Genomic DNA, 13,173 nt, shown 5'->3' with positions numbered 1-13,173 from the left:
CGCAGTTATTACATCGTTACCGCAACCGCGGTAACCCTGTCAGGAGTGTTATCGTGATTAGTATATTCGACATGTTCAAGGTGGGGATTGGTCCCTCATCTTCCCATACTGTAGGGCCGATGAAGGCCGGTAAACAGTTCGTCGATGACCTGGTCGAAAAGGGATTGCTTAATGAAGTGACGCGCGTCGCCGTTGACGTCTATGGGTCGCTTTCATTAACCGGCAAAGGCCACCACACGGACATCGCCATTATCATGGGACTGGCGGGCAATCTGCCTGCGACGGTCGATATTGACGCGATCCCGGCATTTATCCGCGACGTAGAAACCCGCGGCCGTCTGCTGCTGGCAAACGGGCAACACGAAGTCGACTTCCCGGCGGATGACGGCATGCGTTTTCGTAGCGACAACCTGCCGCTGCACGAAAACGGCATGACTATCCATGCGTGGGCCGGCGAGAAAGAAATCTTCAGCAAGACTTACTATTCAATCGGCGGCGGTTTTATCGTCGACGAAGAGCATTTCGGCAAAGAAGACGCGAGCGAACTGCAGGTTCCGTATCCGTTTAAATCGGCACAGGAAATGCTGGGCTACTGCAAAGAAACCGGTCTGTCGCTCTCCGGCATGGTGATGCAAAACGAACTGGCGCTGCACAGCAAGCAAGAGATCGAGGCCTATTTTGAAAACGTCTGGCAAACCATGCGCGCCTGTATCGATCGCGGCATGAACACCGAAGGTGTGCTGCCGGGGCCGCTGCGCGTGCCGCGTCGCGCTTCGGCGCTGCGTCGTCTGCTGGTCGCCAGCGATAAGCTGTCTAACGACCCGATGAATGTTGTCGACTGGGTGAACATGTTCGCGCTGGCGGTCAACGAAGAGAACGCCGCCGGCGGCCGCGTTGTTACCGCGCCGACCAACGGCGCCTGTGGTATCGTTCCGGCAGTGCTCGCCTACTACGATCACTTTATCGAGTCCGTCAGCCCGGATATCTATATTCGCTACTTTATGGCGTCCGGCGCGATTGGCGCGCTGTACAAGATGAACGCGTCCATTTCCGGCGCGGAAGTCGGCTGTCAGGGCGAAGTCGGCGTCGCCTGTTCAATGGCAGCGGCGGGCCTGGCTGAACTGCTTGGCGCCAGCCCGGAGCAGGTTTGCGTGGCGGCGGAAATCGGCATGGAACATAACCTCGGCCTGACCTGCGACCCGGTCGCCGGCCAGGTTCAGGTGCCGTGCATCGAGCGAAACGCTATCGCCTCCGTGAAGGCGATTAACGCCGCGCGTATGGCGATGCGCCGCACCAGCGAACCGCGCGTCTCTCTCGATAAAGTTATCGAGACCATGTACGAAACGGGTAAAGACATGAACGCCAAATATCGCGAAACCTCTCGCGGCGGCCTGGCGATCAAAGTCCAGTGTGACTAAAACACGTCTGTGAAATGCGCCCTTTCCGGGCGCATTTTTCTTTTTCTCCCGCCAACTTATCTTACCCACTACACTTGCTTTAAGCCGGCTGTTACTCTTATTCCTCTATTTAGCCGACAGGGCGCCTCGCATGCAAAATGCACAGAAGGTCATTTCGACATACCGCCGCAAGCGCATTCTGGTGTGCCTGGCCGTTGCATTTCTGACGCTTGCCGTCACCCTGACAATCCGATTTATTTCACAGCGTAGCCAAAATCAACAGCGCATCCAGACGGTGACCCGCAATATGGTGATCGCGATGGACAATATCCTGCAGCCGCTGGCGGCAAAACACGCTACCCTGCTGAGTATGGTGGGCAAACCCTGTCAGGATGTGCATCTTGAGCTGCGTAAAACCGCGGCCACACTGCAGACCGTACGCTCAATCATCCTTGTTCAATCCGGGATGGCCTACTGCTCCAGCATTTTTGGCCCGCGCCATGTGGCCATTCATCAGCTGCAGCCAACGTTGCCGGCAGTCAACCCGCTGTTGGCCTTTTCAACCGATAACTCGCTGCTCAAAGGCACACCGGTACTGATTCAGTGGTATCCCTCCTCCGTAAGCGGTGCCGACGGCGCGTTGTTAATTATCAATATTGAGCTGCTTGGCGAATTGATTCTCAAAGAAAAATCATCGTTGATAAGCGACATCAGCCTCACGGTAGGCAACAAGAGTTTTCTCAGCGATGTTGGCGTTGTTGCAAGCGATCGGTTGCCGGGTCTGCCGATAATTTACCGGCAAAGTTCCAGCCAGTTTCCCTTTACCATCAACATCAGCGGACCGGGAGCCTCCGCGGTAGCCTTAGAAGAGCTGCCCGCCGAATTACCGCTGGCGCTGATGTTCAGCCTGTTGATGACCGGTATCGCCTGGTTGACGACCGCAGGACGAATGACTTTCTCGCGCGAAATAACCCTGGGTATCGCCGCCCACGAGTTCGAGGTATGGTGCCAGCCGCTGCAGGATTTACGTACTCAGGAGTGTTGTGGCGTGGAAATTTTGCTGCGCTGGAACAATCCGCGCCGCGGAAATATCTCGCCGGATGTTTTTATCCCGATTGCTGAAGGCTACAACCTGATAGTCCCCCTGACCCGCTACGTCATCGCTGAAACCGCCCGCCGGCTGCATTATTTCCCGCAGGATGCCAATTTTCATATTGGTATTAACGTGGCGGCGCGTCATTTCAGCAACGGCGAGCTGCTGCGCGATCTGCACACCTATTGGTTCAGCGCTAATCCGGTACAGCAGCTGGTGGTCGAGCTGACCGAACGCGATGTCCTGCGTGAAGGCGATCATCACATGGCGGAGCACCTGCATTTTAAAGGCGTCCAGCTGGCCATTGATGACTTTGGCACCGGTAACAGTTCGCTATCCTGGCTGGAAAAACTTCGCCCGGATGTACTGAAAATTGATAAATCTTATACCGGCGCCATTGGCATTGATGGGGTCAACGCGACGGTAACCGATATGATTATCGCCCTGGCGCACCGACTCAAAATCGTCACCATTGCCGAAGGCGTCGAAACTCAGGAACAGAAGATTTACATGCGTAGCCACGGCGTGGATTTACTACAGGGATATTATTATGCCCGCCCGTTGCCGGTGGAGGATTTTCCGCGCTGGCTGGCGGAAGAGAAGCACCGTCTGGCGGCGACTGGGGGTAAAAAACAACCCGCCGGGCAAGTTTAGCCCGGCGGGTTCGGCATTACTCTTCTTCGTCGTTATCGTGGACGGTTTTAATGACCCGTACCAGATCGACGCGATAATCATTGGCTTCAACGATGGTGAACTGCAGCGGCGGCAGTTCGACAACATCGCCTATCCGCGGGATATGACCGTTCGCGGAGATAACCAGCCCGGCAACGGTCGCGATATCATCGTCTTCGTTGACCAGGTCGTCCAGCCCCAGCGCCTGCTGCAGCGCATGAAGGTCGGTTGAACCTTTGATTAGCCAACCTTCGCCATCCAGCACAATTTCCGGCGTTTCGTCGGCGTCCGGGAACTCACCAGCGATGGCTTCCAGGACGTCCAGCGGCGTCACCAGACCCTGCACCACGCCAAATTCGTTGGTGACGATGACAAAACTGCCGCGCGCCCGGCGCAGCACGCCCAGCAGATTGATCGGATCCAGCGTTTCCGGCACCACAATCGCCGGGGAAGCGGATGCCATCGCGGCAACGTTCTCGCCCGCTTCCAGCGCCACCAGCATCTCTTTGGCGCGTACAATACCAATGATTTCATCAAGTTCGCCGCGGCAAACCGGGAACATGCTGTGCGGGGAAGAAAGCAGCTGGCGACGAATTTCGTCTTCGCTCTGCTCAGCATCCACCCAGCTAATTTCGCCTCGCGGAGTCATGATACTGCGCAATGAGCGCTGCGCCAGGGTCAGCACGCCGTTAATCATATAGCGTTCTTCTTCAGCAAACGCCCCTTCCGGCACCGGCACTGCCGCCGGGCTATCGCTATCGTGCGCCACGGTCGCCTGTTTGCGACCGCCCATCAAGCGCAGAATCGCATCAGCGGTACGCGCGCGCAGCGGCAACGTCGACTGGTGGCGGATAAAGTTACGCCGCGCCACCTGGTTAAAGAATTCAATGGTAATCGAGAAGCCAATCGCCGCGTACAGGTAACCCTTCGGAATATGGAAGCCAAAGCCTTCTGCCACCAGACTCAGACCAATCATCAGCAGGAAGCTCAGACACAGCACGACAACCGTCGGATGTTGGTTCACGAAGCGGGTTAACGGCTTCGAGGCCAGCAGCATCAGGATCATCGCAATAACGACCGCAGCCATCATCACCGGTAAATGGTTTACCATGCCGACGGCGGTAATCACCGCATCAAGCGAGAAGACGGCATCCAGCACCACAATTTGTAGCACGACGACCCAGAAGCTGGCATAGCCTTTGCCGTGACCGGCATCATGCTGGCGGTTTTCCAGTCGTTCATGAAGCTCTGTCGTCGCCTTGAATAGCAGGAAGATACCGCCGACCAGCATGATCAGATCGCGCCCGGAGAACGAAAAATCGCCTATGCTTATCAAAGGCTTGGTCAACGTGACCATCCACGAGATAACCGAGAGCAGCCCCAGGCGCATAATCAGCGCCAGCGACAGGCCGATGATACGTGCTTTATCACGCTGTTTTGGCGGCAGTTTATCGGCAAGGATGGCGATAAAGACCAGGTTATCGATACCCAGAACAATTTCGAGGACTACCAGCGTCAGCAGGCCAGCCCAGATGGTGGGATCCATTAAGAATTCCATGAGCGGCTCCTGTTAACGACAGCGGTAGTCATCGCGATGTCATGCACCGGCGAAACAATGGTTGCTGGTAAAAAAGCGTGTGTGGTTGAGGCGGCAGACGAGTGCCTGAGGGTGAAAAGACGTCGATGACGGTCCATACGGCGGGCTATGCCCTATACTCCTGAGTAATTAAACGGAAGCTAAACATAGCAAAATATAGCGCAGAATTGGCAAAAATTTACCTGTCTTTGCAATAGCTAAGGCTATTTTTTGCGCTGCGAAATTATTGATTATTGAAGCGTAATTTACGGAGCTCCATCACATTAATTATTTTTTCACTATCTAAAATAATTCCCGGTAGTAATTAATTTAGATCTTACACCCTTACTGAATCGATTTTTCCACAAGAGTGATTCAGGATGTATCAGACCAGATGATGCATTCACCATAATAACGGAGGTAGCAAGTGACGATTGCTATTGTAATAGGCACACATGGTTGGGCTGCAGAACAACTGCTGAAAACCGCAGAAATGCTGTTGGGCGAGCAGGAAAACGTTGGCTGGATCGATTTCGTTCCTGGCGAAAATGCCGAAACGCTGATCGAAAAGTACAATGCACAGCTGGCAAAACTGGATACCACAAAAGGCGTGCTGTTCCTCGTTGATACGTGGGGCGGTAGTCCATTTAACGCGGCAAGCCGCATTGTTGTTGATAAAGAAAACTATGAAGTGATCGCTGGCGTCAACGTCCCGATGCTAGTTGAAACCTTCATGGCCCGCGATGACGATCCGTCGTTTGATGAGCTGGTGGCGCTGGCGGTGGAAACCGGTAGCGAAGGCGTGAAAGCGCTGAAAGCCAAACCGGTTGAAAAAGCGGCGCCGGTTCAGGCTGCCGTGCCGAAAGCGGCAACGCCCGCTAAACCGATGGGGCCAAATGATTACATGGTGATTGGCCTGGCGCGTATCGATGACCGTCTTATCCACGGCCAGGTTGCGACCCGCTGGACCAAAGAGACCAACGTCACCCGCATTATCGTGGTCAGTGATGAAGTTGCCGCCGACACGGTGCGCAAGACGCTGCTGACCCAGGTGGCTCCTCCGGGCGTGACCGCTCACGTTGTTGATGTCGCGAAGATGATTCGCGTCTATAACAACCCGAAGTACGCCGGCGAGCGCGTCATGCTGCTGTTCACTAACCCAACGGACGTTGAACGTATTGTTGAAGGCGGCGTGAAAATTACCAGCGTCAACATCGGCGGTATGGCTTTCCGCCAGGGTAAAACGCAGGTCAATAACGCGATTTCGGTCGATGCGACAGATATCGAAGCATTCAAGAAGTTGAATGCCCGCGGTATTGAACTGGAAGCGCGTAAAGTTTCCACCGACCAGAAACTGAAAATGATGGATTTGATCGCCAAGGTGGGTAACTAACCCGGCGCTCGCGAGCCAACCTTCACTTTAAGACTTAATCAACAGGAGAAGTACAATGGAGATTACCCTTCTTCAGATTGTGCTGGTGTTCATCGTCGCGTGTATTGCGGGTATGGAGTCGGTACTTGATGAATTTCAGTTCCACCGTCCTCTGGTCGCCTGTACGTTAATTGGCGCCGTTCTCGGTGACATGAAAACCGGTATCATCATCGGCGGTACGCTGGAAATGATCGCTCTGGGCTGGATGAACATCGGTGCGGCAGTTGCGCCTGATGCCGCGCTGGCATCCATTATTTCTACCGTACTGGTTATCGCCGGTCACCAAAGCATTGGCGCCGGTATCGCTCTGGCTATCCCGCTGGCGGCGGCAGGCCAGGTTCTGACCATTATCGTTCGTACCATCACCGTTGCCTTCCAGCACGCGGCGGATAAAGCCGCTGAAAACGGTAACCTGACGGCCATCTCCTGGCTGCACGTTTCCTCGCTGTTCCTGCAGGCAATGCGTATCGCCATCCCGGCGGTTATCGTAGCCATCTCTGTCGGTACCAGCGAAGTTCAGGGTCTGCTGAATGCCATTCCGGAAGTCGTGACTGGCGGTCTGAATATCGCGGGCGGCATGATCGTCGTCGTCGGTTACGCGATGGTCATCAACATGATGCGCGCGGGCTATCTGATGCCGTTCTTCTATCTCGGTTTCGTCACCGCGGCCTTCACCAATTTCAACCTGGTTGCGCTGGGTGTGATTGGTGCCGTTATGGCCATTCTCTACATTCAGCTGAGCCCGAAATATAACCGCGTAGCGGGTGCCCCGGCTCAGGCGGCTGGTAACAACGATCTCGATAACGAACTGGACTAACAGGTGAGCGAAATGGTTGATATGACTAAAAATACCACCGAGAAAAAACTCACTCAGAGTGATATTCGTGGCGTGTTCATTCGTTCTAACCTGTTCCAGGGTTCATGGAACTTCGAACGTATGCAGGCGCTGGGCTTCTGCTTCTCTATGGTTCCGGCAATCCGTCGCCTGTACCCGGAGAACAACGATGCGCGTAAGCAGGCTATTAAGCGTCACCTTGAGTTCTTCAACACCCATCCGTACGTCGCGGCGCCGGTACTCGGCGTAACGCTGGCGATGGAAGAGCAGCGTGCTAACGGCGCGGAAATCGACGATGGCGCAATCAACGGTATCAAAGTCGGTTTGATGGGGCCGCTGGCAGGCGTCGGCGACCCGATCTTCTGGGGTACCGTGCGTCCGGTATTCGCCGCGCTCGGCGCCGGTATCGCGATGAGCGGTAGCCTGCTTGGTCCGCTACTGTTCTTCATCCTGTTCAATGCCGTGCGTCTGCTGACCCGCTACTACGGCGTAGCATACGGCTATCGTAAAGGCGTGGACATCGTTAAGGATATGGGCGGCGGCTTCCTGCAGAAACTGACCGAGGGGGCGTCAATCCTCGGCCTGTTTGTCATGGGGGCCCTGGTTAACAAATGGACGCACGTTAATATCCCGCTGGTGGTTTCCACGATCACCGGTCAGGATGGTCAGACTCGCGTGACCACCGTGCAGACCATCCTTGACCAGCTGATGCCGGGACTGGTGCCGCTGCTGCTGACCTTCGCTTGTATGTGGCTGCTGCGTAAGAAAGTCAACCCGCTGTGGATCATCGTTGGCTTCTTCGTCATCGGTATTGCCGGCTACGCGGTCGGCCTGCTGGGTCAATAATCGTCACGTAGTAGGCCGGGGGCAGCTTTGTCCCCGGCTTTTTTTTAGCGTTAAAACGTGTACCTGTATGCAGGTCCACGCTGGCTGGAGGATCAATGGCAATCACGGAGCTGGTGCTCATTCTGTTTATCGTCGCCCTGGTGGCTTTCGCTATCTACGACCAATTCATCATGCCGCGCCGCAATGGCCCCACCCTGCTGTCAATCCCCCTGCTGCGTCGTGGACGCGTCGACGGGATGATTTTCGTCGGCCTGACGGCGATTCTCATTTACAACAATATTGCCAGCCATGGCGAAATAATCACCACCTGGTTATTATCTGCGCTGGCATTAATGGGGTTATATCTGTTCTGGATCCGTACGCCGCGAATTCTGTTTAAAAAGAGCGGTTTTTTCTTTGCCAACGTGTGGATTGAATATCCGCGGATTAAAGCGATGAATTTGTCGGAAGATGGCGTACTGGTGATGCAATTAGAGCAGCGGCGCCTGCTTATTCGCGTACGAAATATCGACGATCTGGAAAAAATATACAAACTACTCGTTACCATTCAATAAGTTACGGATATAGCCTGAGCTATATTTCCGCCAGTCATTACTGTGGGAATATATAGCCATGGCTATATTTACCCGCCTTACCTCGTTATATTATTTAACCAATCCTTCACTTAATATTTTAAATGAAAATCGTTATCATTTATTGTAGCTAATATTATTTTTCTGTGATTGTTTTACCTTCTCAAAATATGTTAAGGTTGCGCCCGTCGTTGGGGAGTAGCCGATTTTCCGCAGGTGGAAAATGTACGTGTCAACATACTCGTTGCAAAACGTGGCACGTACGGGTTGAGCGGTCGTTCAGTCAGGCGAGACCATAGATACATCACTGCTGTACGTTATGCTCAGGCTCCGCGTATATTTACTGGGGGCAGCGATGTGTCATATGGATATTCCCCGGTCAGGACACGCTCATGAATATTTCTGCCACTATCCTTCTTGCCTTTGGTATGTCGATGGACGCGTTTGCCGCTTCTATCGGTAAAGGCGCCACCCTGCATAAACCTAAATTTTCTGAAGCGCTGCGCACCGGTCTTATATTCGGCGCGATCGAAACCCTGACGCCGCTGGTCGGCTGGGGGCTGGGCATGTTGGCCAGCCAGTTTGTACTGGAATGGAACCACTGGATCGCGTTCGTGCTGCTGGTGTTTCTCGGCGGGCGTATGGTGATTGAAGGTTTTCGCGGCGGCGATGACGATGAATGTGAAGCGCCGCGTCGCCACGGCTTCTGGTTGCTGGTGACTACCGCATTCGCTACCAGTCTTGACGCGATGGCCGTTGGCGTGGGGCTTGCTTTCCTGCAGGTCAATATTATCGCCACCGCGCTGGCTATCGGCTGCGCCACCTTTACCATGTCAACGCTAGGAATTATGGTTGGCCGCTTTATCGGCCCGCTGCTCGGCAAACGGGCCGAAATTCTCGGCGGTATCGTGCTAATCGGTATCGGCGCGCAGATTCTGTGGGGCCATTTCGCGCCGTAGCCCTTACGCCTCGCGCTGCCAGCAGTGAATCATGAAATCGGTCTGGCAGCCAAAGGTCTCCTGCTGGCGCAGTAATTCTCGTACCTCCGGTTTCGCTCGCCAGGCAAACGGCGTCATCTGCAGTAACGCTTCCGCCTGCGTGCCGCTCAACTGCATCGGATAGGCTAACTGCTGCTCATGACGCAGCGTAAAGCCCGGCATCGCTTCCCGGTTCAGTTCATGCAAACGAACTTCATCGTAGATCAGCCCTTTCAGCTCCATCAGATGGCGCGGTCCCGGCGTAGCGGTAATCACCCAACCGCCGCCTTTCACTACACGCGCTAATTCGTCCGCGTTACAGGGCGCATAAATACGCACCACCGCATCCAGAGACCGATCGGCAAAAGGCAACCGTTGGCTGGAAGCAACGCAGAATTCGACCTGCGGGTAACGTTTAGCGGCGGCGCGGATCGCCGATTTTGAGACATCGAGGCCGAAACTGCGTGCGGCAATGGCGGCGAAAGCATGCGTGTAGTATCCCTCTCCGCAGCCAATATCCAGCAACTCGCCCGGCGCGAAAGCCCGCAGATAGCTGCAAATCGCCTCACGCAACGGCTGATAATATCCGCCATCGAGGAAGGCGCGGCGCGCCTGCATCATCTCAGCGCTATCGCCCGGGTCGCGCGAACGTTTGAACTGCACCGGCAGTAAATTGACATACCCTTCCTTTGCCAGATCGAACTGGTGCCGCTGCGGGCAAATATAGCTATTTTCGCTGCGGCTAAGCGGCGCGTGGCATAGTGGACAGGTATAAGACATGATAACTCCGGTGGCGCTGAAAGGGCGAAAGTGTAGCGCTATTCGCCCTCGCAGACCACTGTTACAGCGCGGGAACCGAATCCTCGCGGTTATGCATGACGATAAGATTCTCAGAGCCCTGCGGCATACCGTCGGGCATTACGTTTTCCAGACGCAACACATCGCCCATGATCTGGCTGAACACCGGCGCGGATACCGCCCCGCCATAGTATTTACCGTTGCTGGGGTCGTTTATCACCACCACCAGCGCAAACTTCGGCTGACTGGCCGGCGCCACGCCGGCGGTGTAGGCGACGTATTTATCGATGTATTTCCCGTCGGGGCCAATTTTCTTCGCCGTGCCGGTTTTCACCGCGATACGATAATCGCGTACCGCCGCTTTCGTCCCGCCCCCACCCGGCAGCGCCACGCTCTCCATCATATGTTCCACTTCATGCACGATCTCCTGCGGCATAACTCGCGTACCGATAACCGGCGGATCGATACGGGTTATCGACAGTGGGCGTTCAATGCCGTAGCCGCCGATCGTCGCATAGACATGCGCCAGCTGCAGCGGGGTTACCATCAGTCCATAGCCAAAGGCGAAGGTGGCGCGATCCAGCTCACCCCAATAACGGCGATGCGGCATTAACCCGGAGCTTTCGCCGGTCAAGCCAAGCCCGGTCGGGTCGCCAAAGCCAAAGGCCTTATAAGTGTCGATCAAGTGTTGCACCGGCATTGCCAGTGAGAGGTGCGAAACCCCGGTATCGCTCGATTTTTGCAAAATACCGGTGAGCGTCAACTCAGGATAATAACCCACATCGCGAATGCGATGACCATCAAGGGTAAAGGGATGGGTATCAACCACGCTATCCGGCTGCACAATCCCCTGCTGCAGCGCGGTCATAATCACCAGCGGTTTGACCGTTGAACCCGGCTCAAAGGTATCGCTGATAGCGCGATTTCGAAAATCATCGAGCTGGGCGCTGTCGCGGTTATTAGGGTTGAAGTCCGGGTAACTGGCCATCGACAGGATTTCGCCGGTATCAATCTTGATTAATACCGCCGCGCCGGATTCCGCCTTATTCCACCGTACGGCATTATCCAACGCATCTTCCGTCACCGTCTGCAGGCGCTCGTCAATACTGAGCTGCAGGTTATGCGCCGGCACAGCGGCCTGCTCGGTAATATTCTCAATCACGTGGCCATGGCGGTCCTTACGCACCAGCCGACGCCCCGGCGTTCCCATGAGCTGTTTGTTAAAGCTTTTTTCAACCCCCTCGATCCCCTGATTATCCACGTTGGTAAAACCCAGCAGGTTCGCCGCGACGTGCCCGGCGGGATAGAAGCGGCGTGATTCATCGCGCAGATAAACGCCCGGCAGGTGTAATTTATCGATCCACTCCGCCTGTTCCGGATTAACCTGACGCGCGAGATAGAGGAATCGGGCATGCGGATGTGACTGCACCCGATGAGAGAGGTCAATAAGATCAATATGCAACGCTTCCGCCATTGCCTGCCAGCGCGGGCCATAGCCGACGCCGCCCTTCTCCAGCATGGTCTGTGGATCTATCCAGATTGCGCTTACCGGCACGCTCACCGCCAGCGGGCGTCCTTCACGATCGCTGATAGTTCCGCGCATTACGGCAATGGGTTCTTCGCGCAGCGAACGCATATCCTCTTGTTTAACCAGATTATCCGGAGAGACGATTTGCAGCCAACCTACCCTCGCCAGCAGAAATCCAAGACATCCCAAAATCGCCACACACAGCAACCCAAAACGGATAGGGAGAAAATTTGTGGCGGACTTACTTTTATTCTTTTGCACCGTAGCTCCAGCATTATTTTGCAACCACCTGATTTAACAGAAAATTGGCAAAACAGACTGCTAAACAGTGCTAATAAGGGTGATGTTTTGCAACAAAGCGCGTCGGAGGGGAAATATTGGAAATACTTTGCAACAGATGCTAAAAAGCCCCGCTATAGCGAGGCTTTCTTACAAGATGAGTGGTCTTGAATCAGATAGCAGTTACGTTAACTGCAGCCGGACCTTTCTGGCCGTCCTGAATTTCGAACTCAACGTTCTGGCCTTCAGCCAGAGTTTTGAAGCCGTTACCCTGGATTGCAGAGAAGTGTACGAACACGTCTTTGCTGCCATCAGCCGGAGTAATGAAGCCAAAACCTTTAGACTCGTTGAACCACTTAACTTGACCTTTAATCTTTGCCATTTGCAAAATTCCTTAAACTGTTTTCTTCACCCGCAGGTGCTTACATAGATAAAACTGACACATAACTGCATGAGGCACTAATATAAGGTTCGGCAGAGAAGCGGTATTCAACGACAACGTGTTTACTCAGGACTTCTTTACTGAAAATGCCACACATAAACAGAACTGTACCTCGTTTAACCCGAAACGTGTTATCACACACAACGTAAATAATGGCAAGCCATTTTTAAACGTGTCACGATCGTTCGCACAAATTATCAGGAAATCATTTGATCGCCTGCACATTTATGCGTCTTTGCCGCGCCTGGCTTATCTTTGCATCGTTACCAAACACACAATAACGTATGCCTGATAAATGCAACTTTTTTACCATAGCTCAACAACTTCTGTTCGTCCAGGTACGTACGTATACGAACTGCCATATTTGAGGGGGTGTTGCGGCATCATCTGCATAATGATGCGCAAATAACTTTAAAGAACAAGAGGAAATCGCCTTAACTCGCCGCGTAGTAGTGTTAATTAAACCCCTAACTCGTTACAGCCCAAATATCCGCTAAAATAGCCCTTAATAATGAAATATTAATGACAAAGTATTGCCGTCAAGCAATAGAAACGTTTCGTTATTACTTTTTTTGATTAGCTCAAAAGATTATTCAATATGTGAAACAGAGCGTGGATGTTTAATTCATTAAACGGTAACGACCGGCCGCGAAATGGGGAATTACATAAGAATAAGTTATAGCAAAATTTTGTAGCACTCACAGGCGCGCACGCGATGTGCACACC

General features: G+C 53.8%; 12 protein-coding genes and 1 riboswitch. Of the genes, 7 read left to right on the top strand and 5 right to left on the bottom strand.

The window, feature by feature from the left end:
* The first annotated feature begins 53 nt into the window (after positions 1-53).
* Both sdaA and ABLV07_RS05320 read left to right on the top strand, forming a co-directional pair.
* Entirely contained in the window at positions 54-1,418 is a 1,365-nt protein-coding gene (sdaA, locus tag ABLV07_RS05325; protein ID WP_020078477.1) for an L-serine ammonia-lyase, read from the top strand.
* Positions 1,419-1,548: 130 nt separating this feature from the next.
* Positions 1,549-3,144: an EAL domain-containing protein gene (locus ABLV07_RS05320; protein WP_015366042.1), complete on the top strand. Its 1,596-nt coding sequence runs from the start codon at positions 1,549-1,551 to the stop codon at positions 3,142-3,144.
* Between the two features lie 16 nt (positions 3,145-3,160).
* Here ABLV07_RS05320 and yoaE read toward each other — a convergent pair whose 3' ends face one another.
* On the bottom strand, positions 3,161-4,720 hold the full coding sequence (gene yoaE, locus ABLV07_RS05315; protein ID WP_015366041.1) for a CNNM family cation transport protein YoaE: 1,560 nt from the start codon (positions 4,718-4,720) through the stop codon (positions 3,161-3,163).
* Positions 4,721-5,165: 445 nt separating this feature from the next.
* On the opposite strand from yoaE, the gene manX reads away from it, so the two are divergent.
* From manX to mntP, 5 genes are all read left to right on the top strand, one after another.
* Positions 5,166-6,131: a PTS mannose transporter subunit IIAB gene (gene manX, locus ABLV07_RS05310; RefSeq protein WP_348853571.1), complete on the top strand. Its 966-nt coding sequence runs from the start codon at positions 5,166-5,168 to the stop codon at positions 6,129-6,131.
* A 55-nt stretch (positions 6,132-6,186) separates the two neighbouring features.
* Positions 6,187-6,987 (top strand): PTS mannose/fructose/sorbose transporter subunit IIC, encoded by an 801-nt coding sequence (locus tag ABLV07_RS05305; RefSeq protein WP_015366039.1) that lies wholly within the window; start codon positions 6,187-6,189, stop codon positions 6,985-6,987.
* A 12-nt stretch (positions 6,988-6,999) separates the two neighbouring features.
* A complete protein-coding gene (locus ABLV07_RS05300) occupies positions 7,000-7,851 on the top strand; it encodes a PTS mannose transporter subunit IID (protein ID WP_015366038.1) in 852 nt (283 codons plus the stop codon).
* 95 nt (positions 7,852-7,946) lie between these two features.
* Positions 7,947-8,405: a DUF986 family protein gene (locus tag ABLV07_RS05295; protein ID WP_047040812.1), complete on the top strand. Its 459-nt coding sequence runs from the start codon at positions 7,947-7,949 to the stop codon at positions 8,403-8,405.
* A gap of 199 nt (positions 8,406-8,604) precedes the next feature.
* Positions 8,605-8,753: riboswitch (yybP-ykoY riboswitch) on the top strand.
* 62 nt (positions 8,754-8,815) lie between these two features.
* Positions 8,816-9,382, top strand: coding sequence for a manganese efflux pump MntP (mntP, locus tag ABLV07_RS05290; RefSeq protein WP_015366036.1), 567 nt, complete (start codon positions 8,816-8,818; stop codon positions 9,380-9,382).
* Positions 9,383-9,385: 3 nt separating this feature from the next.
* Here mntP and rlmA read toward each other — a convergent pair whose 3' ends face one another.
* From rlmA to ABLV07_RS05270, 4 genes are all read right to left on the bottom strand, one after another.
* Complete coding sequence (gene rlmA / locus ABLV07_RS05285) at positions 9,386-10,180, bottom strand: 23S rRNA (guanine(745)-N(1))-methyltransferase (protein WP_015705931.1); 795 nt, start codon at positions 10,178-10,180, stop codon at positions 9,386-9,388.
* A gap of 61 nt (positions 10,181-10,241) precedes the next feature.
* The gene (gene ftsI / locus ABLV07_RS05280; RefSeq protein WP_020078474.1) at positions 10,242-11,987 is read right to left on the bottom strand and encodes a peptidoglycan glycosyltransferase FtsI; all 1,746 of its coding nucleotides are present in this window, start codon (positions 11,985-11,987) and stop codon (positions 10,242-10,244) included.
* A gap of 190 nt (positions 11,988-12,177) precedes the next feature.
* Positions 12,178-12,387 (bottom strand): transcription antiterminator/RNA stability regulator CspE, encoded by a 210-nt coding sequence (cspE, locus tag ABLV07_RS05275; RefSeq protein ID WP_001062678.1) that lies wholly within the window; start codon positions 12,385-12,387, stop codon positions 12,178-12,180.
* A 40-nt stretch (positions 12,388-12,427) separates the two neighbouring features.
* Positions 12,428-12,544 (bottom strand): DUF2627 domain-containing protein, encoded by a 117-nt coding sequence (locus ABLV07_RS05270; RefSeq protein WP_071530300.1) that lies wholly within the window; start codon positions 12,542-12,544, stop codon positions 12,428-12,430.
* Positions 12,545-13,173: the final 629 nt, after the last annotated feature.

It is taken from the genome of Klebsiella sp. CN_Kp097 (assembly GCF_040064495.1).
Taxonomy (GTDB): domain Bacteria; phylum Pseudomonadota; class Gammaproteobacteria; order Enterobacterales; family Enterobacteriaceae; genus Klebsiella; species Klebsiella aerogenes.
The sequence above is the reverse complement of the archived record's forward strand: the minus strand, read 5'-3'. Positions and strand labels throughout refer to the sequence as shown.